Source organism: Pseudomonas sp. PKS (genome assembly GCF_051913525.1).
Classification (GTDB): domain Bacteria; phylum Pseudomonadota; class Gammaproteobacteria; order Pseudomonadales; family Pseudomonadaceae; genus Aquipseudomonas; species Aquipseudomonas guariconensis_D.
Genome location: NZ_JBEGDO010000018.1, coordinates 59,239 through 80,927, shown reverse-complemented (window position 1 = coordinate 80,927; position 21,689 = coordinate 59,239). Strand labels below are relative to the sequence as shown.

At 64.4% G+C, this 21,689-nt stretch carries 16 protein-coding genes; 5 read left to right on the top strand and 11 right to left on the bottom strand.

The window, feature by feature from the left end; all coding sequences use genetic code 11:
• Positions 1–76 precede the first annotated feature (76 nt).
• The 4 genes from cobG to cobJ are packed head-to-tail and all read left to right on the top strand — an operon-like array spanning position 77 to position 4,446.
• The gene (gene cobG / locus ABOA88_RS17805; RefSeq protein WP_367851915.1) at positions 77–1,402 is read left to right on the top strand and encodes a precorrin-3B synthase; all 1,326 of its coding nucleotides are present in this window, start codon (positions 77–79) and stop codon (positions 1,400–1,402) included.
• Entirely contained in the window at positions 1,395–2,021 is a 627-nt protein-coding gene (locus ABOA88_RS17800; RefSeq protein ID WP_196169205.1) for a precorrin-8X methylmutase, read from the top strand. The genes cobG and ABOA88_RS17800 overlap by 8 nt, the downstream gene beginning before the upstream one ends.
• Complete coding sequence (locus ABOA88_RS17795) at positions 2,021–2,752, top strand: precorrin-2 C(20)-methyltransferase (protein ID WP_196169376.1); 732 nt, start codon at positions 2,021–2,023, stop codon at positions 2,750–2,752. Before ABOA88_RS17800 ends, ABOA88_RS17795 begins: the two co-directional genes overlap by 1 nt.
• Positions 2,740–4,446, top strand: coding sequence for a precorrin-3B C(17)-methyltransferase (gene cobJ, locus ABOA88_RS17790; RefSeq protein ID WP_367851916.1), 1,707 nt, complete (start codon positions 2,740–2,742; stop codon positions 4,444–4,446). Before ABOA88_RS17795 ends, cobJ begins: the two co-directional genes overlap by 13 nt.
• A 12-nt stretch (positions 4,447–4,458) precedes the next feature.
• On the opposite strand, the gene ABOA88_RS17785 is transcribed toward cobJ, so the two are convergent.
• The 8 genes from ABOA88_RS17785 to prmA all read right to left on the bottom strand — a co-directional run bounded on the left by ABOA88_RS17785 (position 4,459) and on the right by prmA (position 15,088).
• Entirely contained in the window at positions 4,459–5,055 is a 597-nt protein-coding gene (locus ABOA88_RS17785; protein ID WP_196162609.1) for a MarC family protein, read from the bottom strand.
• Positions 5,056–5,197: 142 nt separating this feature from the next.
• The gene (locus ABOA88_RS17780) at positions 5,198–7,969 is read right to left on the bottom strand and encodes a hybrid sensor histidine kinase/response regulator (RefSeq protein WP_367851917.1); all 2,772 of its coding nucleotides are present in this window, start codon (positions 7,967–7,969) and stop codon (positions 5,198–5,200) included.
• A gap of 132 nt (positions 7,970–8,101) precedes the next feature.
• Positions 8,102–9,394: a phosphoribosylamine--glycine ligase gene (gene purD / locus ABOA88_RS17775; protein ID WP_367851918.1), complete on the bottom strand. Its 1,293-nt coding sequence runs from the start codon at positions 9,392–9,394 to the stop codon at positions 8,102–8,104.
• A 183-nt stretch (positions 9,395–9,577) separates the two neighbouring features.
• Positions 9,578–11,185, bottom strand: a complete 1,608-nt coding sequence (gene purH / locus ABOA88_RS17770) for a bifunctional phosphoribosylaminoimidazolecarboxamide formyltransferase/IMP cyclohydrolase (protein WP_196169201.1) — start codon at positions 11,183–11,185, stop codon at positions 9,578–9,580.
• 77 nt (positions 11,186–11,262) lie between these two features.
• Positions 11,263–11,583 carry a DNA-binding transcriptional regulator Fis gene (gene fis / locus ABOA88_RS17765; RefSeq protein ID WP_008093076.1) on the bottom strand — a complete coding sequence of 107 codons (321 nt, stop codon included), beginning with the start codon at positions 11,581–11,583 and terminating at the stop codon, positions 11,263–11,265.
• A complete protein-coding gene (gene dusB / locus ABOA88_RS17760) occupies positions 11,580–12,593 on the bottom strand; it encodes a tRNA dihydrouridine synthase DusB (RefSeq protein ID WP_367851919.1) in 1,014 nt (337 codons plus the stop codon). Before dusB ends, fis begins: the two co-directional genes overlap by 4 nt.
• A gap of 222 nt (positions 12,594–12,815) precedes the next feature.
• Positions 12,816–14,168, bottom strand: a complete 1,353-nt coding sequence (locus tag ABOA88_RS17755; RefSeq protein WP_367851920.1) for a DUF3426 domain-containing protein — start codon at positions 14,166–14,168, stop codon at positions 12,816–12,818.
• Positions 14,169–14,209: 41 nt separating this feature from the next.
• The gene (gene prmA / locus ABOA88_RS17750; protein WP_070572716.1) at positions 14,210–15,088 is read right to left on the bottom strand and encodes a 50S ribosomal protein L11 methyltransferase; all 879 of its coding nucleotides are present in this window, start codon (positions 15,086–15,088) and stop codon (positions 14,210–14,212) included.
• 156 nt (positions 15,089–15,244) lie between these two features.
• Here prmA and ABOA88_RS17745 point away from each other — a divergent pair, with 156 nt between their 5' ends.
• Complete coding sequence (locus ABOA88_RS17745) at positions 15,245–19,177, top strand: type III effector 1 (RefSeq protein ID WP_437437103.1); 3,933 nt, start codon at positions 15,245–15,247, stop codon at positions 19,175–19,177.
• Between the two features lie 57 nt (positions 19,178–19,234).
• Here ABOA88_RS17745 and accC read toward each other — a convergent pair whose 3' ends face one another.
• From accC to aroQ, 3 genes are all read right to left on the bottom strand, one after another.
• The gene (accC, locus tag ABOA88_RS17740) at positions 19,235–20,590 is read right to left on the bottom strand and encodes an acetyl-CoA carboxylase biotin carboxylase subunit (protein WP_043207909.1); all 1,356 of its coding nucleotides are present in this window, start codon (positions 20,588–20,590) and stop codon (positions 19,235–19,237) included.
• Positions 20,591–20,607: 17 nt separating this feature from the next.
• Positions 20,608–21,075 (bottom strand): acetyl-CoA carboxylase biotin carboxyl carrier protein, encoded by a 468-nt coding sequence (gene accB / locus ABOA88_RS17735; protein ID WP_196169198.1) that lies wholly within the window; start codon positions 21,073–21,075, stop codon positions 20,608–20,610.
• Positions 21,076–21,176: 101 nt separating this feature from the next.
• Complete coding sequence (gene aroQ, locus ABOA88_RS17730; RefSeq protein ID WP_070090423.1) at positions 21,177–21,629, bottom strand: type II 3-dehydroquinate dehydratase; 453 nt, start codon at positions 21,627–21,629, stop codon at positions 21,177–21,179.
• Between the last annotated feature and the right edge of the window lie 60 nt (positions 21,630–21,689).

Sequence of the window (21,689 nt, the reverse complement as noted above, 5' to 3'; positions counted from 1 at the left end):
CGACCGTCGGCTTTTCATGCCGCCGGACAAAGCAGGCATAATACCGCGCCTTCTACACTCAAGCGCATTTTCAAGATTGCCGGACGCCCCCTTGAATCAGCCTCTCGTTCCTGCCGTGTCACCCCGCCCCTCGGCTTGCCCGGGGTTGTGGCGCATCGTCGCGGCCCGTGACGGCGGCATCTGCCGGATCAAACTCCCCGGCGGCCTGCTGCTGGCCGACCAGGCCGAGGCCGTGGCGACGGCGGCAGAGCGTTTCGCGGGCGGTGTGATCGAGGCGACCAATCGCGGCAATCTGCAGATCCGCGGCATCGGCGCGGACCACACTGGCCTGATCGAGCATCTGTTGGCCGCCGGCCTCGGCCCGCGAGTGGCCGCAGGCGACGATGTGCGCAATGTGATGCAAAGCCCTCTGGCCGGGCTCGACCCCGACACGCTCATCGACACGCGCCCCTTGGCCGAGCAATTGCTGCACCTGCTGGAGACCACCCCGCGCTTGCATGGACTGTCGGCCAAGTTCGCTGTGCAGCTTGATGGCGGCGAGCGCCTGGCGATGCTCGAACACCCTCACGACCTGTGGCTTTCGGCAATGATGCTCGACGGCCGTCCCTGGTACGCCTTTGGCTTGGCCGGCTGCCCGGCCAGTGGCCAGGTCCTGGGCGCCGTGCCGGCCGAGCTGGGGCTAACGCTGGTTCACGCCGTGCTGGAGCGCTTCCTGGACCTGGCCGAGCCACAGCAGTCGCGGATGCGCCAGTTGCTCGAGGACTGCCCCGCCGAACGTTTCGTCGACAGCCTGGGCCTGGATGTTCGGCGCGATGGCGCAGTGCTGGGTTGGCGACGTGCGCTGGCCACTCGCGACTGGCTGGGGCCGCTGCCTCAACGCCAAGGCATGGCCTGGGGTGTCGCCCCGCCATTGGGCCGGTTGACTCCGGTCATGCTGCGCAGCCTCGCCAGGCTGGCCCGTGATGCCGGTGACGGCAGCCTGCGCGTGAGCCCCTGGCAAAGTCTCGTTCTGCCCAATGTCGACCTGGCGATGATCGACCGGGCCGAGTTGAACCGTCTTGGGCTGCTCTGCGATGCCGACCAGCCCCTGGCCCGCCTGACGGCCTGCACCGGCGCTGCCGGCTGCGCCAAGGGCCTGGCCGATACCAAGGCCGATGCCCTGATCATCGCTTCCTTGCTGCAAAAAGGTGGCCCCGGCAGTGTGCACGTGTCCGGCTGCCTGCGTTCCTGTGCCGTGGCTCATGTTGCCCCGGCCACCTTGCTGGCCCGCTCGCCGGGCCGTTATGACCTGTATTTGCGCGACGCGAACCAGCCGGGCTTCGGCAGGCTGCGCGCGCGCGACCTTTCCCCAGAAGAAGCAGGCGCCATGCTCGACCTGCCGACGGAGCACCTTGATGATTGACTACATCCGCGATGGTCAGGAGATCTATCGCAATTCCTTCCGGATCATCCGCGAGGAAGCCCGGCTCGAGCGGATTCCCGCCGACCTGGAGAAACTCGCCGTGCGGGTGATCCATGCCTGCGGCATGGTCGATGCCATCGATGGGTTGCAATTTTCCGAAGGCGCCGGCACTGCAGGTCGCCAGGCTCTGGCCAACGGCGCGCCGATCCTGTGCGACGCGCACATGGTCGCCGAAGGCGTGACCCGTGCGCGCCTGCCGGCCAACAACGAGGTGATCTGTACCCTGCGCGACCCCAGCGTGCCGGACTTGGCCAAGGAGTTGGGCAACACCCGCTCGGCGGTGGCCCTGGAGCTGTGGCGTCCGCACCTGGAAGGCAGCGTGGTAGTGATCGGCAATGCGCCGACCGCGTTGTTCTACCTGTTGGAAATGCTCGACGCCGGTGCGCCCAAGCCTGCGCTGATCCTTGGCTTCCCGGTCGGCTTCGTCGGCGCGGCGGAGTCCAAGGCGATGCTGGCCGCCGACAGCCGTGGCGTGCCGTTCGTGATCATGCAGGGCCGCTTGGGCGGCAGCGCGATGGCCGCCGCCGCGGTCAACGCCCTGGCCACGGAGGTGGAATGATGCAGTCACGCGGACGTCTGTTCGGCCTGGGCGTGGGCCCCGGTGATCCCGAGCTGATCACGGTCAAGGCCCTGCGCCTGTTGCGCGAGTCGCCTGTGGTCGCCTACTTCGTGGCCAAGGGCAAGCGCGGCAACGCCTTTGGCATCATCGAAGCCCACCTGCAGCCTGAGCAGACCTTGATGCCACTGGTGTACCCGGTGACCACCGAGGTGCTGCCCGAGCCGCTGTCCTATGAACAGGTGATCAGCGACTTCTACGACGAAGCCGGCGTGCAGGTGGCCGAACACCTGGATGCCGGTCGCGACGTGGCGGTGATCTGCGAGGGCGACCCGTTCTTCTACGGCTCCTACATGTACCTGCACGACCGCCTGGCCCAGCGCTACGAGACCCAGGTGATCCCGGGCGTGTGCTCGATGCTCGGCGGCACCTCGGTGTTGGGCGCGCCATTGGTGTATCGCAACCAGAGCCTTTCGGTGCTTTCCGGCGTGCTGCCCCATGAGGAGCTCAAGCGTCGACTGGCCGACGCCGACGCGGCGGTGATCATGAAACTGGGGCGCAACTTCCCCAAGGTGCGCCAGGTACTCGGCGAGCTGGGCTTGGCTCAGCGCGCGCTGTATGTGGAGCGCGCGACCATGGCCAACCAGAAGATCGTCCCGCTCGATGACGTGGACCCGCAGTCCTCGCCGTACTTTTCCTTGATCGTCGTACCGGGTGAGAAATGGCAGGGATGAACATCGGCAAGGCACCCGCGATCGTCATCCTTGGCCCCGGCAGCCTGGCGACGGCGCAGCGCATCCAGCTGTGTTATCCACAGGCGAAGATCCTGGGCCTGGCGGGTCGAGTCGAGGGCGTGGACGTTCACTATGAACACTTCGGCGACACCCTGCGCCAGCTCTACCAGCAGGACACCCCGATCATCGCCCTGTGCGCCGCCGGCATCGTGATCCGTACCCTGGCCAGCCTGCTCACCGAGAAAGGCGCCGAGCCGCCGGTATTGGCGGTGGCCGAGGACGGCAGCGCTGTGGTGCCGCTGCTCGGTGGCCTGTCGGGGGTCAATGTCATGGCCCGGGAGATCGGCCAGGCGCTGGGCGTGGCTGCGGCCATCACCACCAGCGGCGAGCTGCGCTTCGGCACTTGCCTGCTCAATCCCCCCGAGGGCTACGCCCTGGCGGACCTGGAGCAGGGCAAGCGTTTCGTCTCCGACCTGTTGGCGGGCGAGTCGGTGCGGGTCGAAGGCGATGCGCCCTGGCTCGACCAGGCGCAGTTGCCGCAGCACGACCAGGCCCGGCGCATCATCCGTGTGGGGTGCGAGGCGCGTCCGGCCAGCCGTGACGAGCTGCTTATCCATGCCCGTTCGGTGTTGGTGGCGGTCGATGGCTCGGCGCGTGATCTGGCAGAGCGCGTGCCTCAGGCGTTGACCGAGGCGGGTATCGCGCAGGCCGCATTGGCCTGCCTGTTGGCCGATGAGCACGACATGGCCGAGCCGGCCTTGCACGAGGCGGCCCAGGTGTTGGGTGTCGCCCTGCGTTTCGCGCCAGCGGCTGGGCAACTGTCCGAGCTGGTCGAGCAGGTCATGCCCGGGGCGCGCCTGATCGAGCAGGGCGATGTGGTGATCGCCGTGGCGCCAGCGCCGATCGAGCCGGCCCAGGTCGGTCGCGGCCGTGGCCGCCTGGCAGTGATCGGTCTCGGCCCCGGTGCGGCCGACCTGATGGTGCCTGCGGTCAAGGCAGAGCTGGCGCGGGCACAGGATGTGCTCGGCTACGAGACTTACGTGCGCATGGCCGGTCCGTTCCGCGCCGACCAGGTGTTGCATTGCACCGACAATCGTGAAGAGATGCAGCGTGCCCGGCACGCCTTCGAGCTGGCAGCCGAAGGGCGTTCGGTGGTCGTGGTGTCCTCGGGAGATCCGGGCGTGTTCGCCATGGCGGCCGCTGTGCTTGAAGCCTTGCACGAATCCAGCGACCCCGCCTGGCACCGGGTGGACCTGCAGATCCTGCCCGGCGTTTCGGCATCGCTGGCCACCGCTGCCCAGGCCGGTGCGCCGCTGGGGCATGACTTCTGCGTCATGTCCCTGTCGGACAACCTCAAGCCCTGGTCGATCATCGAAAAACGCCTGGACCTGGCGGCCCAGGCCGACCTGGTCCTGGCCTTCTACAACCCTATCTCCAAGGCTCGACCCCACCAGTTGGGGCAGGCGCTGAGCGTCGTGCGCAAGCACCGCGAGGCGAGCACGCCCGTCGTGCTGGGCCGTGACATCGGGCGGCCAGGGCAATCGCTGCGGGTGGTCACGCTAGGGGAGCTGGTACCGGAGATGGTCGACATGCGCACCATGGTGTTGGTCGGTTCCTCGACCACCTGCACCTTCGCGCGCGCCGACGGCAGCGTGTGGGCCTACACCCCGCGCTGGTACCCCGCCAAGGCCTGAGCCGAGCCGGGGTCAGGGCGCCAGGTAGCCCTTGATCCCGGTGAAGATGATCTGTGCGGCCAGGGCGCAGACGAACAGCCCCATCAGGCGGCTGACGATCTGCAGGCCTTGGTCGCCCAGGATCCGCTCGATGCGGTTCGACAGGTACAGCACCAAGCCAACAGTGAAGCTCGCCAGCGCGATACTGACGATGGCCAGCAGCTTGTCGTCCCAGTGCGGTTGGCCCACGCCCATCACCAGCAACGCACCGATGGTGCCGGGGCCGACGGTGAGCGGGATGGTCAGCGGAACGATGGTCACGTCCTGTTGCACGTTGTCAGCCTGGACCGCTGCCTTGCCCTGGGCCATGCCCAGCGCCGAGATGAACAGCACGCTGCCGGCGCCGATGCGGAAGGCGTCGGGGGTGATGCCGAATACCCCGAAGATCGCACGTCCGAACAGGTAGAGCACCACGCTGGCCACCAGCGCCGCGATGGCCACGCGCCAGGCAAGCTGCTTTCGCTCCTTGCTGGAGTAGCCGCGGGTCAGGCTGATGAAACAGGACAGCACGAAGAATGGGCTGTAGAGCACGAGCATTTTCAGGTAGACGCTGAACAACTCATGGAGCATGGCGCAAATCCATGGCGGGGAGGGTGTGGGCAAGTGTATCAGGCGCAATAGCGGTGCGGCTTGCGGTCCCTGTGCGCGAAGCAGGCGGCGCGGTGAATGGCACCGGCGCAGGCAACACAGGAGCGTTGTTCCTGCAAGGGCCTTACGAGGTGTGCAAACGGTCCGAGGTTGCGGTCCGCTTGCTGGCCCAGAACTGGATCAGCTCGCGCAACTGCGACAGTTCCACCGGCTTGGCTATGTGCCCGTCCATGCCGGCCTGGCGCGCGCGGTCCTTGTGCTCGGTGAGGATATGCGCGGTCAATGCAACCACCGGCGTGCGCTCGCGTTGGTTGGCGGTTTCCCAGGCGCGCAGCTGCTCGGTGGCGGAGAAGCCATCGAGCACCGGCATCTCGCAGTCCATCAGCACCAGATCATAACGCTGCGCTTTCATGGCGCGCAGGGCTTCCTCGCCGTTGCTGGCGGTGTCCGGCTCGAGGTTGAGCTTGCCGAGCATGCCGCGGATGACCTTGGTGGAAATGCTGTTGTCCTCGGCGACCAGCACACGGAAGTCGCTGGGCAGGTCCAGTGGCGGAGGTGGGCCGGGCAGTGTGGGGGCAGGCGGCTGCTCGCGGCCGCGCAGGGCGAGTTCTTCGGCCAGCGTGGTCTTGAGGGTATAGCCGGCCACCGGCTTGGCCAGGATGCGCTTGACCCCGGCATTTCGGGCAATGATCTTGCTCGGCGCATTGCTGATGCCGGTGAGCATCACCACCAGGATGTCGTGGTTCAGGCTCGGGTCTTCCTTGATCTTGGCCGCCAGCTGCATGCCGGTCATGCCGGGCATGTTCTGGTCCAGCAGCACGGCGTCGAAGTAGTCGCGCAGGTGCGCCTTGGTGCGTAGCAGGGCGAGGGCTTCCTTGCCCGAAGGCACGGCGCTGACGTTCATGCCCCAGGCACTGCACTGCTGCACCAGGACCTTGCGGCAGGTGTCGTTGTCGTCCACCACCAGCACGCGAGCGTCGCGCAGCGGCCCATCGAGGTCGGCCGGCGGCTGCTCCAGGCGCGAGGGGTCGAGTGGCAAGGTCAGCCAGAGGGTGTTGCCCATGCTGGTGCTGCTCTTGATGCCGAATTCGCCCTGCATCAGGCCGATCAGCTGTTTGGCGATGACCAGCCCCAGATGGCCGCCGAGCTTGTTGCTGGAAAGGAACTGATGGCTGTGCAACTGGGCTTGCAGCAAGGCTTCACGCTCGGCGGCGGGCATCGACTCGCCGCTGTCCTGCACGGCGATGCGCAGGCGTGGCAGGTCGCCGCGCTGATCCAGGGCCACCACCAGCAGGATCTCGCCTTGCTCGGTGTTCTTCAGGGCATTATCCAGCAGGCTCGACAGCGCCTGGCGCAGTCGCGTCGGGTCTCCGCTGATGACCCGTGGCACCTGGGGCTGGGTGAAGCTGATCAGCTCGATGTTCTGCTGTTCGGCCTTGGCCCGGAAAATGTTCAAGCAATCCTCGATCAGGGCATTGAGGTCGAACTGCACATCATCCAGCTCGATCTGTCGGGATTCGAGCTTGGAGATGTCGAGGATTTCGTTGATCAGCGTGAGCAGTTCGTTGCCGGCGCTGTGGATGGTCTGCACATAGTCGCGCTGCTTGACCGACAGCGGCGTGCCCAGCAGCAATTCGGTCATGCCCAGCACGCCGTTCATGGGGGTGCGGATCTCGTGGCTGATCTTGGCCAGGAACTCGGCCTTGGCGTTGATCTCGGCATCGCTGGCAGCCAATGCGCGGCTGGCGCGGAAGCGCTCCTCGCTGATGCGGCGCAGCCGTTCGCTGACCGCCAGGTTCAGCAGCAAGCCACTGGCCACGGTGAGCCCCATCAGGATGCACAGCAACCATGGGGTCGAGGTGCGCGTCAGGCCCAGCAAGGCCGGCAGCAATACCAGACCGCCCAGGTTGAATATCAGCATGGCCACGGCGAACAGTCGCGCAGGGCCGTAGCCCTTGTACCAGTGATAGGCACTGACCAGCAGCATGGTCACGCTGCCGAGCGCGATCAGGGCGTAGGTCATCAGGTTCAGTGGCAAGGTGTCCACGAACAGCAGCACCAGGCCGCTGACCGTGACGATCAGCATTTCTGCGTGCAGCAGCCGGTTGCAGCGGATCGAGCTGCAGGGGGTGAAGAAGTGCTGGGTGAAATACAGCCCGGCCAGCCCTGCCAGGACCAGGGTCAGGTAGGCGGCGGGGGTCTGGGCGCTGTGCCACAGCTGCCACCAGGGGCCGCTGAGGTTGAGCAGGATCAAGGCGCTGAGCAGCATCAGGCCGTGGTAGAGGGCCAGGATCAGCGTGGTGCTGGAGCGGGTGTAGAGGAAGCGGATCAGGTTGTGCAGGATCAACATCACCAGGCCGCCGAACAGCAGGCCGAACAGCAATGGGCGCGTCTGATCGGCCGCGGCCCAGGCCGCAGGCTCCAGGCTGATGGCCGGACGCAACTGGTGTTCGGAGACCAGGCGCAGGTAGATGTCCAGCGTGCGCGGGCTGTTGGGCAGCGGCAGCAGGTGGTCGCTGCTGCGCAGGGTGGGGCTGGCATTGCCGCCTTGACGCCCATGGTGCAGTTGGCGAACGAGCTTGTCGCCATCCAGCGCGTAGAGGTCCAGGCGTGAGAGGTCGGGCGCGAAGACCCGCAGCAGTTGCTCCTGCTCACCCGGCTCGAGTCGATAGTGCAGCCACAGCGCCTGGTCGGCGGGGGCGGCATCGAGTTCGAACAGTTGCAGGGGGCTGAACTGGTTGCGGTAGCGGTCCGAGCGGATATCGCTCAGTTGCAGGTTGGCCTGTTCGTCGAGCAGAACGCTCCAGCCTCCACCTTGTTCGGCCGAGGCCGGGGGAAGGCAGAGCAGCGTCAGCAGGCTGACGATCAGGGCAATGGCAATCCGAAGCCGACGCAAGACGAGATCCCTTCCTAGCCGTTGTGCAGGATAACTATGCGCGGGGCGCCAAGACGAAGGCAAGGCCCCGGCGGGGCCTTGTCGACGAGCCGGAGGCCGTGAGCCAGGGGCGTCACGGCGATCCGTTGCAGCTTACTGGTGCTCGCCACGCTCGCGGGCGATCGCACGGTAGCCGATGTCGGTGCGGTAGAAGCTACCGTCCCAGTTGATTTGCTCGGCCAGGCGGTAAGCCTGTTGCTGGGCGGCCTCGACGGTGGCACCCATGGCAGTGGCGCAGAGCACACGGCCACCAGCGGTCACGACCTTGCCGTCCTTGAGCGCGGTACCTGCGTGGAAGACCTTGCCTTCGAGCTTGGCGGCAGCGTCCAGGCCGTTGATCACGGCGCCCTTGGCGTAGTCGCCCGGGTAGCCGCCGGCGGCCAGTACCACGCCCAGGCTCGGCTGCGGGTTCCACTGCGCCTCGACCTTGTCCAGGGCCTTGGCGAAGGCAGCCTCGACCAACAGCACCAGGCTCGATTCCAGGCGCAGCATGACCGGCTGGGTTTCCGGGTCGCCGAAGCGGCAGTTGAACTCGATGACCTTGGGGTTGCCCGCCTTGTCGATCATCAGGCCTGCGTAGAGGAAGCCGGTGTAGACGTTGCCTTCCTCGGCCATGCCACGAACGGTCGGCCAGATCACCTGGTCCATCACGCGCTGGTGCACATCGGCGGTGACGACCGGCGCCGGGGAGTAGGCACCCATGCCGCCGGTGTTCGGGCCAGTGTCCTTGTCGCCGACGCGCTTGTGGTCCTGGCTGGTGGCCATCGGCAGCACGTTGTGGCCGTCGACCATGACGATGAAGCTGGCTTCCTCGCCGTCGAGGAACTCCTCGATGACCACACGCGAGCCTGCGTCGCCAAAGGCATTGCCGGCGAGCATGTCACGCACGGCGGCTTCGGCTTCCTCGAGGGTCATGGCGACGATCACGCCCTTGCCCGCAGCCAGGCCGTCGGCCTTGATGACGATGGGCGCGCCTTTTTCCTTGAGATAGGCCAGGGCTGGCTCGATCTCGGTGAAGTTCTGGTAGTCGGCGGTCGGAATCTTGTGACGGGCCAGGAAGTCCTTGGTGAAGGCCTTGGAGCCTTCCAGCTGGGCCGCGCCCTTGGTCGGGCCGAAGCAGTCCAGGCCACGGCTGCGGAACAGATCGACCACGCCGGCGACCAGCGGGGCCTCAGGGCCGACGATGGTCATCTGCACGTTCTGCTCGGCGAAGTCGGCCAGTTGCTCCAGGGCGGTGACGTCGATGGCGACGTTCTCGCACTTGGCTTCGATGGCGGTGCCGGCGTTGCCCGGGGCAACGTAGACCTTCTCGACGCGTGGGTCCTGGGCGACTTTCCAGGCCAGGGCGTGCTCACGGCCGCCGCTGCCGATGATCAAAACATTCATGTCAAAAACCTCGAATTCTTTCGGACGGGAGGCAAAGCCTCACGCTGTACGAGGTCGCAATGAAGCAGGTAGATGCAAGGCGGGGTCGGTTCCGATGAGCGGAGTTGCCTTCTGGCAATGAGCATCAGCGGAACCGGCCCCAACGCAGCAGATGCCTGCTTCAGTGCGGCCGATTGCCGTAAATCAGTGGCGGAAGTGGCGCATGCCGGTGAATACCATCGCAATGCCAGCTTCATCGGCGGCAGCGATAACCTCGGCATCACGCATCGAGCCACCTGGCTGGATCACGGCGGTGATACCCACTTTAGCCGCATTGTCGATGCCATCACGGAACGGGAAGAAGGCGTCCGAGGCCATGACTGCGCCCTGAACCTGCAGGCCGGCATGCTCAGCCTTGATGGCCGCGATGCGGGCGGAGTTGACGCGGCTCATCTGGCCGGCGCCCACGCCGATGGTCTGGCGCTGCTTGGCGTAGACGATGGCGTTGGACTTGACGAACTTGGCCACTTTCCAGGCGAAGACCAGGTCGTGGATTTCCTGCTCGGTCGGGGCGCGCTTGGTCACGACCTTCAGGTCATCGGCACCGATCATGCCGATGTCGCGGCTCTGTACCAGCAGGCCACCGTTGACGCGCTTGAAGTCCCAACCGGCGGCGCGCTCGGCAGGCCACTCGCCGCACTCGAGCAGGCGCACGTTCTGCTTGGCCGCCACGACTTCGCGGGCAGCCTGGGAGATTTTCGGCGCGATGATCACTTCGACGAACTGGCGATCGACGATGGCCTTGGCGGTTTCGCCGTCGAGTTCGCGGTTGAAGGCGATGATGCCGCCGAACGCCGACTCGGTGTCGGTGGCGTAGGCCAGGTCATAGGCCTTGCGGATGCCGCCTTCGTTTTCCGGTACCACGGCCACGCCGCACGGGTTGGCGTGCTTGACGATGACACAGGCCGGCTTGACGAAGCTCTTCACGCACTCGAGCGCGGCATCGGTGTCGGCCACGTTGTTGAACGACAGCTCCTTGCCCTGCAGCTGAATGGCGGTGGAGACGCTGGCTTCGCCCTTCTTGGCCTCGACGTAGAATGCCGCGCTCTGGTGCGGGTTCTCGCCGTAGCGCATTTCCTGGGCCTTGATGAACTGGCTGTTGAAGGTGCGCGGGAACTCGCTGCGGCCTTCGGTGGACAGGGTGTCCTTGGCCTGGTCGATGGTGCCCATGTAGTTGGCGATCATGCCGTCGTAGGCGGCGGTGTGCTCGAAGGCCTTGAGCATCAGGTCGAAGCGCTGGGCGTAGGTCAGGCCGCCGGCCTTGAGGTTTTCCAGGACGCTGGCGTAGTCGCTTGCGTTGACCACGATGGCGACGTCCTTGTGGTTCTTCGCTGCGGAACGGACCATGGTCGGGCCGCCAATGTCGATGTTCTCGATGGCGGTCGGCAGGTCGCAGCCCGGTTTGGCGATGGTCGCCTCGAACGGGTACAGGTTGACGGCGACCAGGTCGATCGGCTTGATGCCGTGCTCGTTCATGATGGCGTCGTCGATGCCGCGGCGGCCCAGGATGCCGCCGTGGATCTTCGGATGCAGGGTCTTGACCCGGCCATCCATCATTTCAGCGAAGCCGGTGTAGTCGGCCACTTCCACCGCGTTCACGCCGTTGTCCTTGAGCAGCTTGTAGGTGCCGCCGGTGGACAGGATCTCGACGCCCAGCTGTTGCAGCTCACGGGCGAATTCGAGGATCCCGGTCTTGTCGGAGACGCTGATCAGGGCGCGGCGGATCGGCAGGCGGGTAGTCTGGTCGGTCATTTCGGATTCCATAACGCGGTGGTTTCAGCAAAAAAGGCGCCTCTTGGGAGAGCCGCCTTTTCTGATTGGGATTCGGATTACAACAGATCGTACTGCTTGAGTTTCTTGCGCAAGGTGCCACGGTTGAGCCCGAGCATCTCGCTGGCCTTGGTCTGGTTGCCCTTGACGTAGTTCATCACGCTTTCGAGCAGCGGTGCCTCGACTTCCGACAGCACCAGGTTGTAGACGTCCGTGACGGTCGCGCCTTCCAGGTGGGCGAAGTAGTTGTGCAGCGCCTTCTCCACGCTGTCGCGAAGGGTCTGGCCCTCTTCGCTTGGCGTATTGAGGTGCTGTTTCAGGTTGGCGTTGTCGCTCACGGGCGTTGTTCCACTCACTAATGTCTCGGTCATCATCGTCATGCGGCCACCCCTTGTCCGTCCTCTGTCTCAAGGCTCTCTCGACGTTCGCAAAAGAACGCGCGAACGTTGGCGCACTGCGCTTGTGTGTCTTCCAGCGCGTTGAACCGGGCGCGAAACTCCTTGGCGCCAGGTCGTGTTGCCAGGTACCAGCCCACATGCTTGCGGGCGATACGCACGCCCATCACATCGCCATAGAAGGCATGCAGTGCAGCCAGGTGCTCCAGCAGAATGTGTTCCACTTCATCCAGCGCCGGTGCAGGCAGGTGCTCGCCCGTGCGCAGGTAATGCTCGATCTCGCGGAAAATCCACGGCCGCCCCTGGGCGGCACGGCCGATCAGCAGGCCGTCGACACCGGTGGTGTCCAGCACCGCCCGGGCCTTTTCCGGCGACGTGATGTCGCCGTTGGCAAAAACCGGGATCGACACCGCCTGCTTGATCGCCGCGATGGTGTCGTACTCGGCTTCGCCGGTATACAGATCGGCGCGGGTGCGGCCATGGACCGCAAGCGCCTGGATGCCGGCCTGTTCGGCGATCTTCGCCACGGTCAGGCCGTTCTTGTTCGCCCGGTCCCAGCCGGTGCGGATCTTCAGGGTCACCGGTACGTCCACCGCGCCGACCACGGCGTGGAGGATTTCGCTGACCAAGGCTTCATCTCTCAATAAAGCAGAGCCTGCCGCCTTGTTGCAGACTTTTTTTGCCGGACAACCCATGTTGATATCGATGATCTGCGCGCCGGCCTCGACATTGGCCTGGGCCGCCGCGGCCAGCATCTGCGCATCGCCACCGGCGATCTGCACCGAGCGGGGCTCGGGATCGCCTTCATGGATGCGGCGCAGGCGCGACTTGCGGCTGTTCCACAGGCTCATGTCGCTGGTCACCATCTCCGACACCACCATGCCAGCGCCCAAGCGTTGGCAAAGTGTACGGAAAGGCTGGTCCGTCACCCCGGCCATGGGGGCGAGGATCAGGTTGTTTCGCAGTGTGTAAGGGCCGATGCGTACCGCCGACATAGGTGTTCCCTGTTGTGGGGCCGAATCATGGGAGTCCGAAAAAGGGTTGGCATGATACCCGCTCTCGATGACTGGATAAAGATGAATCTGGATAAAATCTGAACAGCTGCGGGCTTATAACGGGACGCTTCAAGCAGCAAGGTTCAAGCCGCAAGCTTCAAGCCAATCGTTGATTGGCCTGCTTGTTCTCGTGGCTTGAAGCTGGCTAATGAGCGCTGCTTTTCATTCCGGCGAACGGAAGCTCAGGCTGTAGTTCACGGCCTTCGGGCCCGGATCGAGGATGTCCAGGGCGATGTGGATGGGTGTCTGGCTGGGCATCTCGCCGCGCCCGGCCAGCTCGCCCGACAGGTACTCGCTGGGCTTGAAGCGACGGCTGGCGATCAACTGGCCGTTGAGGTCGGCAAAGCGCAGCTCCAGCAGCGGGAAAGGTTGGGCGAACGGCGCGCGGTTGTAGATGATCGCATCGACGATCAGGGCCCCCTTGAAGTCCGGGTGGCTGCGCACCACCAGGTTGCTGCTCTTGATGCGGGCGATATCGACGCGGGTCGGCACCGTGCAGCCGACCATCGGGCACAGCTGCTGGAACCAGGGGCGGTACTGGTCCTGGCGGGCCATTTCATCGAAGTGGTAGGCGATGTACTGGAAGGCCAGCAGCCCAGCGGCCAGCAGGGTCAACAGGCTCCACAGCAAGCGTTTGAACCAGTTGGGCTTGGCTTTTTGCCAGTCAAGCTGCAACGGATCGTCCACCACATGCACCAGCGGCTCCTTTCGGGAAGGGCGTTCGGCCTTGGCGGCCAGCGTCGGCTCCGACCGCTCCTCATGCAGATCGTCTGGCTCGTCGTCATCGCGTGCAGACAGGCGCAGGCTGCCCGGTTCGTCGTCGTCCCGGGCAGAGAGGCCTTTCTCAGGGATGTCGTCGTGGGTCGAGAGTGGTGCCTGCGGCTCGTCGGTCAAGACGTCGCGCGGCTCGTCCTGGGTGAGTGGGCGAGGTTCGTCGTCGTCCAGGTCCAGACCGCCCAGGGTTGGCTCGGTGCGTTCGCCGGGTGCCGGCTCGAGGTCCAGATCGAGGGTTTCCTGTTCGACCAGCACGGGGGCAGGCTCTTCGGCGGGAGGCAGGTCCAGCCGATGATCGGCGGCGGTGCCGAAGGGCTCGTCCGCGTGCTCATCGTGGCGATGGTCATCGCGGCGGGCCTGCAAAGCCTCTTCACGCGACGGCGCCTGGCGCTCCTGGTGGGGCTCGCGACGCTCGAGACGGGCGAGCTCCTGATCCAGGTCCAGGTCATCCAGCGCTTGTGCGGTGACCGCCCAATCTTCCTGCTGCTGGCTCGGTGCCGGCTGCTCGTCCTGAGGCGGCAGGGCCGGCTCCGGTTCCGCTACTGGCGCAGGTGCCGGTGGCGGGCTAGCCGCCTCAGGTGTGTCGGCGCTCCGGTTCTGCTCCAGCAACTGCTTGGCAGCGTTGAACACCTGCAGGCAGTGGCCGCAGCGCACTACGCCTCGCGCCATGCTCAATTGCTGGTAGGTGACGCGAAAGCTGGTCTGGCAATGCGGGCACTGGGTGACGAAACTGTCGGTCATGCGGCAATCCGGGCTGTGCAGGTGGTTAAGTCTAGGTGGGCCTAGCGGCGGCGACCACTGATGCGTACCCAGCCGTCGCGCACGACGATTGGGTCCAGGTCGAAGTCGGCGGCGTAGGCAGCTGCTACTTCGTCGCCCTGCTCGGCAAGGATGCCCGACAAGGCCAGCAGGCCACCGGGGCGAACCAGGCCGGACAGTTGCGGGGCCAGCGAGACCAGTGGGCCGGCCAGGATGTTGGCGACCAGCACGTCGGCTTGCATCGCGGGCATCTGCTCGGGCAGGTACAGGGCCAGTCGCTCGTCGGCGATGCCATTGCGCTGGGCGTTGTCTCGCGAGGCTTCGATGGCTTGCACGTCGATGTCGGTGCCGATCGCCTCGCGGGCGCCCAGCAGCAGGGCGGCGATGGCGAGAATCCCCGAACCGCAGCCAAAGTCCAGGACCTGGGTGCCTTCGAGCTGCTGGCCGTCGAGCCATTCCAGGCACAGGGCGGTGGTCGGGTGGGTGCCGGTGCCGAAGGCCAGGCCCGGGTCCAGGAGCAGGTTGACCGCGTCTTTTTCCGGGGCCTCGTGCCAGCTTGGCACGATCCACAGGCGCTGGCCGAAGCGCATGGGCTGGAAGTTGTCCATCCAGCTGCGCTCCCAGTCCTGGTCTTCGATCACTTCGGCGTGGTGCTCGGGCAGCTCGGCGCCGGTCAGCAGGCGCAGATGGGCGAACACAGCCTCGGGCTCGGCGTCAGCTTCGAACAGGGCCAGCAGGTGGGTGTGCGACCAGAGCGGGGTGGTGTTGAGGTCCGGTTCGAAGATGGGTTGGTCTTCGGCGTCCATGAAAGTCACCGAGACGGCGCCGACTTCGAGCAGGGCGTCTTCGTAGGTTTCGGCTTGGTCTGGGCTGATGGCCAGGCGTACTTGCAGCCAGGGCATGGCGGGCACCTTTGGTAAATCGACAGGGGCAGCCCAGGGCTGCGCGTAGCCTGGCAGTTTACTTGAGTGTGTGGGGTTTGTGCATTCCGTGCATTGGCGGTTTCTGGCGCGGGTAGTTGTCTGCTACCGCATGCCGGTCGGTGCCCAGGCCAATCCTTGGTGGCTTCTCAATCAGGATTGATCGTCATGAGTGCTTCAGTTTCGCCCCCTGTACCCGATACCAGCTCGCCTGTCCTTGAGCGCATCACTGTCTGGGCCGAGCATTTCCAGCGACGGCTGAACGATCAGTCAACCTTCTTCGAGGTCGCTGAGAACAACCTTCTGGTGGAATTGAAAACCCATTACAGCGACGATATCGATCCGCGTTTGCCGCACGATCTGCTCGATGCGGCTCTGCAACATCGGATCGATCAGAGGCCACTGGTGTTCGACGAGCAGTTGCATGCGCCTTATCGTCCGGATGGACGTGTCGTTCAGGAGATTCCCGAGGCGCGTCGGGATGTCATGGTCCAGCTCGTGGAAAGCGTAAGCGCCCGGCTTCTGGACAATTACCAGGATTACCTGACGCGCTACTGGCAGGTAGTGCCGGAGGGGCTTGTCGAGCGGCAGGCGTACCTTGTCCGTGTTGCCGCACGGGTGCAAGCGCATTGCCAGCGCATCAAGGCCACGCTGGAGTCGGCAGAACGTCCCGACATGTCTGTAGAGATGCTGCGTGCGCGACTTGGCGAGCACGAACACCAGTGGCATGGGCAACTGGCGTTATCAAGCTTGGCCACCGCAGCCGAGCTCGAAGCGGTCGATGCCGTGACCAAAGCCCGCTCCCCACACTGGTACAAATTGCTGGAGGACAGCCAGCGTGCTCGTCTGGAGGGGGCTTGGCAGGACTGGCAGGATGCGCAGGACCAAGCGAATCGCGTACTGGGCGATGTGCGCTCGCTGCAGCGCCACGCCAGCCGTTGTACGCAAGACTATCTGGACGAGCACCTTGACGCACCGCTGCTCGCTGACCGGATTACATTCAAGCGACGCAGGCGAGGTGCCTCACCGCAGGACACGGAATCACTGACCTTGAGCGAGCTGGTGGCTGAAGGGGCGCTGGATATCGACTCGCTATATGAGCTCAGTGATATCACCAACACCTCGCTCTTGTGCCCGCCACCGAGCGGTGCGCAGATTCGCGCGTTGGCGGCCAGCATCGATGCCAAGGCAACCTACCTGCCAGCACTGACCAAGCGCCACGAAGCTGCCGAGGTCCAGCAGGCGCTGTTCGATGCCTATGACTTCGGCTTGAAATACAGCGCGCAACGCGCCGTGTATGCAGGGCATCTGCAAGACACTCATCATGCCCAGTTGTCATCCCTGTGGCAGGGCACGCAGGCCGAGTTGGAGGTCAGTGCCCTCGAACTGTTCGACGGCATGGTTTGCAGTGACCTGCTGGTGTTCTTTCGTAGCGAAGAAGGCGTCTTGGACAGCCTGTTCTTGTATGCGCCGGCAAAACCGGACGGGCAGGAGTGGGTCGAGTTCAACTCCCTGCGCATGCTCAGCGCCGAGGTCGGCGGCTGGATGAAAGAGGCGGCCGGCCAAGACTACCTGCTGTCGCAATTGCCCGTGGGGCAGCGCGACAGTGCTGCCGTGGAAATGGGGAAAATTCAGTCATTGCCCGCTGCGTGGGATCTGACCCGAGATCTTCGCAGTGCAGGCCGGGGTTATCAGGCTTGTATCGAACAAGGCGTTCGGGCACGCATGAAGATTCGCGAGCATGAAGTGCAGGCCAGCGAGTCGCCTCGTTGGTATAGCGCGTTGGGCATCGAAGAGCGTCGGGTGATCAACCTGCTTTGCAACGAGGCCCGTGGCGCCGAGCAGGCATTCATCGAGGCGCTGAAAGACTATGAGAGTTTTCAGGACTTTGCCCGACGTACGGTGGGCGAAGCCATCAAGCCTTATCTGGTAAAGCAGGGCATCACCGATCCGGTGGCACCGGAATCGATCGTCTTCGATTTGAGCACGACATTGGCCGACGGGACGACACGTTCCGTCAATCTGCTCGACGTGGTGTGCTATGGCTATGACGACAATTCGGGTATCGACCACCCGAGGCGAGGCGTGCGCTCGCTTGTCGGTCAGGATCTATCTGCGCTGCGAAGCGCCGACCTTGCCCGATACGCGCGCAGTGCCTATGTGGGAGAAAAGTACATTGCCCATGTGCGCGAGCGCTTCCTGTCGGCCGGTTCGGTGCGTTATGTGAACTACCAGCAACTGTTCGGCAGCGCCCTGCTGAGCGGCATGGATCGTGATTTGCGAGTTGCACATGGTCGCGGGCAGATCAACCTTGAGACCTACGAAGCACTGACGCGTCTGGTCACTGAGCTGGGACGCACGCTAGGAAAAGAGAAGGCCAGCGGGTCATCCGAGCAAGTGGCCGATCATGATGGGATTTTTCGGCTGACCATCGAGGGTCACGTCATCCTGGGCTGCTATGTGTTTCGCCACCTCCAGGAGGGGAAGGCCCAGGACTGGTTGTATGCGCCGGCAGAGCCGAACGGGCGTCTGTTCAGCCGATACAGCACGTTGGGTCGGGAAGTGTCAGGGGCGGCAAACGATTACCTGCTTGCGCGGGCGCCTCTGGCGGGCAGGCGCAAGGTCGAGCAACGCCTGCTGGCCCTGGCTTCGGGCAGTGCCTCCCGGGATTCTCTGCGCGGTCGTCAACACGTCATCACCATCGCTGCCGAATACGATGCCTATCTCGAACATGCACTGAAGGATGTCGATGAGGTGACGAGCAGCCGCTTCGAGGTGATTCGTACACAGGTCGCCAAAGGGCTGCTGTACGCGGTGGTGCCGCTTTCTCTGGTTTTGCCGCCGTTCGCAGCGTTGCTGGGCGCCTATTTTGTCGCGGCGCCGTTGCGTTCGGCGATTATCGCCCACACGCGCAAGGACACCGCGCATGCCCTGCAGCAGTGGTTGCTCGCCTCCTGGGGCTTGCTGGGGCTGATGATCGTGCTGCCAGGTTTTTCGCTCAGGGCCGTCAGGTCGTTGCTGAACGAAACACGGCACATGCTGGCGATCAGGCAAGTTTCCTATGCCAGTCGCAGACGCGCTCCTTCGATGCGTTTCGACAAGCGTTGGGCGGTCGAAGGTGAGCCGGCGAACCTTCAAGAGGTCACCGAGGCGGGCATTTGGCAAGGCACCTATCGCAGCGGCGTATCAAGCGAGGCCCCTGGGGCCAGGCACTTCGTCCGCCATCAGGGGCGGTACTTCCAGGTCGAGAGGGACGTGGAGCACGGCACGTTGCGCGTGATCAAGGCCAACCGGCCCGACAGTCTTCACCGGGAGGCCATCACCCGCAGTGCAGATGGTCGCTGGGTAGCCAATAGCACAGGCCTGCGCGGGGGCAACACCGTGCAGGATCTGGGGCGGATCACCGACGTGCGGCAAATCGCCCAGGGTACGAGCCCTGATCCGCTTCGCGGAGCGCTGCAGGGCGAAGCGGTGATCGGGCAACTGTCGGCCGCCAGCGCGGACAACTACCTGTTCACGCTCAATGTGCAGAGCTGCGTTGCCGTTTCGCTGTACAACCCGGCAACCAAATGGGGCGCGGTCATCCACTTCGACCATAACATCCGCGGGCTCATCGAGCGCGCGATCCGGGACGTTCTGTCTCGCATCCAGAGTGCCGGAGCAGGGGAGGTGCGTGCCGTGATGGCGGGTGGGGATTGGCTGGGAGGGACGAGCATCGGCGAACCGATCCGGTCAGTGCTCAGGCGCCAGGGGATTTCCGCGCAGTGGGACCATTGGTCGTACTCTTCATGCTTTGGCAAGACCTATGGCATGACACTGGACTTGGGCACCGGCGTGACCCAGGTCTATACCACCTCCGGCGCCTTGGTGGCAGACCTGTACAATCCGATTCTGCGTGGGGCCCGCGCGGGTGCCTCGGGTATCAGCGGCAGGGCTGGCCGGGTGCTTGCGCGAGTCAGGGCCGAACCGTTGTACCAGTTGCGCAGCGGCCGGGTCAGCGATGGCGCGGGTCGTGTATACAGGGCCAGCGAGTACGAGAACAACGCCATCGCGATTCATCTGGTGTCTTGACAGGCAAATGAAAAACCCCGGCACTGGGCCGGGGTTTCTTGCATCACGCTAACGCGATCACTCCTGGTTGGCCAGTTTGTGCTCGAGGTAGTGGATGTTGACGCCGCCTTTGCAGAAACCTTCATCACGCACCAGGTCGCGGTGCAGTGGGATGTTGGTCTTGATGCCGTCGACGACGATCTCGTCCAGGGCATTGCGCATGCGGGCCATGGCCTCGTCGCGGTCCTTGCCGTAGGTGATCAGCTTGCCGATCAGCGAGTCGTAGTTCGGCGGAACCGAGTAACCGCTGTACAGGTGCGAATCGACGCGAACGCCGTTGCCGCCCGGGGCGTGGAAGTGCTTGACCTTGCCTGGGCTCGGAATGAACTTCTTCGGATCCTCGGCGTTGATACGGCACTCCAGCGCGTGACCACGGATGACCACGTCTTCCTGGCGGATCGACAGCTTGTTGCCAGCTGCGATGCTGAGCATCTCCTTGACGATGTCGATGCCGGTGACCATTTCCGAGACCGGGTGCTCGACCTGGACACGGGTGTTCATCTCGATGAAGTAGAAACGGCCATTCTCGTACAGGAACTCGAAGGTACCGGCACCGCGGTAGCCGATCTCGATGCACGCGTCGACGCAACGCTTGAAGACTTCCTGACGGGCCTTCTCGTCGATGCCTGGCGCTGGCGCTTCTTCCAGGACCTTCTGGTGACGGCGCTGCAGCGAGCAGTCGCGATCGCCCAGGTGGATGGCGTTGCCCTGGCCGTCGGACAGGACCTGGACTTCCACGTGACGTGGGTTGGTCAGGAACTTCTCCAGGTAGACCATCGGGTTGCCGAAGGCGGCACCGGCTTCGGTACGGGTCAGCTTGGCCGAGGCGATCAGGTCCTCTTCCTTGTGCACCACGCGCATGCCGCGACCACCACCGCCACCGGCGGCCTTGATGATCACCGGGTAGCCGACGTCGCGGGCGATCGCCAGGGCGACCTCTTCGTCTTCCGGCAGCGGGCCGTCAGAGCCCGGCACGGTCGGTACGCCCGACTTGATCATCGCGTCCTTGGCCGAAACCTTGTCGCCCATCAGGCGAATGGTGTCGGCTTTAGGGCCGATGAAGGCGAAACCGGACTTCTCCACCTGTTCGGCGAAGTCGGCGTTTTCCGCCAGGAAGCCGTAACCCGGGTGGATGGCAGTGGCGCCTGTCACTTCGGCCGCGGCGATGATCGCCGGGATGTGCAGGTAGGAATCCTTGGACGATGCAGGACCGATGCAGACCGACTCGTCTGCCAGGCCCAGGTGCATCAGTTCGCGGTCGGCCGTGGAGTGAACAGCGACGGTCTTGATACCCAGCTCTTTGCAGGCACGCAGGATCCGCAGGGCGATTTCCCCGCGGTTGGCGATCAGGACTTTTTCGAGCTTCCCAGACATCGTTGGCTCTCCGCGGTTCAAACGATGGTGAACAGCGGCTGGTCGAACTCAACCGGCTGACCGTCTTCCACCAGGATGGCGTCGATGACACCGCCGATCTCGGCTTCGATGTGGTTCATCATCTTCATGGCTTCGACGATGCACAGGGTGTCGCCTTTCTTCACGGTCTGACCGACTTCAGCGAAGTTGGCCGAGGTCGGCGAAGGCTTGCGGTAGAAGGTGCCGACCATTGGCGAGCGAATCACGGTGCCTTTGAGGGCTGGAGCGGCGGCGCCAGCTTCGGCGGCCGGGGCAGCGGCGGCGACTGGCGCGGCAGCGGCAACCGGAGCAGCGACTGGAGCCGGGGCGGCGAAGTACTGGGCGCCGGCCGGGGTCTTGCTGTGACGGCTGATGCGAACGGACTCTTCGCCTTCCTTGATCTCCAGTTCGTCGATGCCAGACTCTTCCAGCAGTTCGATCAGCTTCTTGACTTTACGGATATCCATTAATCATCAACTCCCAAGGTTCGGTCGGGGACTTAATTTTAAAAACGTGTCTAAAACGTTTCTCTAGAGCCCTGGCCCCGAAGGGCCAAAGCCTTGTGTCATCAGGGCTGTGCGTTGGCAGCCAGGTATTCCAGCGCGGACTCCAGGGCCAACCGATAACCGGTGGCGCCCAGACCGCAGATCACCCCTACGGCGACATCGGAAAAGTAGGAGTGATGACGGAACGGTTCACGCTTGTGCACGTTGGAGAGGTGCACTTCGATGAATGGGATGCTCACAGCCAGCAATGCGTCACGTAATGCGACGCTGGTGTGGGTGAAAGCAGCCGGATTGATCAGAATGAAGTCCACGCCTTCGTTGCGGGCGGCATGGATACGGTCGATCAATTCGTACTCGGCATTGCTCTGCAGGTATTGCAGGTGGTGGCCAGCGGCGCGGGCGCGCTGCTCCAGGTCCTGGTTGATCTGGGCCAGGGTCACGGCACCGTAGTGGCCTGGTTCGCGGGTACCGAGCAGGTTCAGGTTAGGGCCGTGCAGCACCAGTAGGGTTGCCATCTGCGATTCCTTGGGTTTTGTAGGGCAATACGACATGAGCGCGGCGACTATGCCGCAAGA

Coding starts and splice junctions, on each gene's coding strand:
- ABOA88_RS17800 (WP_196169205.1), top strand. CDS start 1,395: ATGATTGACTACATCCGCGATGGTCAGGAGATCTATCGCAATTCCTTC.
- ABOA88_RS17795 (WP_196169376.1), top strand. CDS start 2,021: ATGCAGTCACGCGGACGTCTGTTCGGCCTGGGCGTGGGCCCCGGTGAT.
- cobJ (WP_367851916.1), top strand. CDS start 2,740: ATGGCAGGGATGAACATCGGCAAGGCACCCGCGATCGTCATCCTTGGC.
- ABOA88_RS17785 (WP_196162609.1), bottom strand. CDS start 5,055: ATGCTCCATGAGTTGTTCAGCGTCTACCTGAAAATGCTCGTGCTCTAC.
- purD (WP_367851918.1), bottom strand. CDS start 9,394: ATGAATGTTTTGATCATCGGCAGCGGCGGCCGTGAGCACGCCCTGGCC.
- purH (WP_196169201.1), bottom strand. CDS start 11,185: ATGACCGACCAGACTACCCGCCTGCCGATCCGCCGCGCCCTGATCAGC.
- fis (WP_008093076.1), bottom strand. CDS start 11,583: ATGACGATGATGACCGAGACATTAGTGAGTGGAACAACGCCCGTGAGC.
- dusB (WP_367851919.1), bottom strand. CDS start 12,593: ATGTCGGCGGTACGCATCGGCCCTTACACACTGCGAAACAACCTGATC.
- ABOA88_RS17755 (WP_367851920.1), bottom strand. CDS start 14,168: ATGACCGACAGTTTCGTCACCCAGTGCCCGCATTGCCAGACCAGCTTT.
- prmA (WP_070572716.1), bottom strand. CDS start 15,088: ATGCCCTGGCTGCAAGTACGCCTGGCCATCAGCCCAGACCAAGCCGAA.
- accC (WP_043207909.1), bottom strand. CDS start 20,590: ATGTCTGGGAAGCTCGAAAAAGTCCTGATCGCCAACCGCGGGGAAATC.
- accB (WP_196169198.1), bottom strand. CDS start 21,075: ATGGATATCCGTAAAGTCAAGAAGCTGATCGAACTGCTGGAAGAGTCT.
- aroQ (WP_070090423.1), bottom strand. CDS start 21,629: ATGGCAACCCTACTGGTGCTGCACGGCCCTAACCTGAACCTGCTCGGT.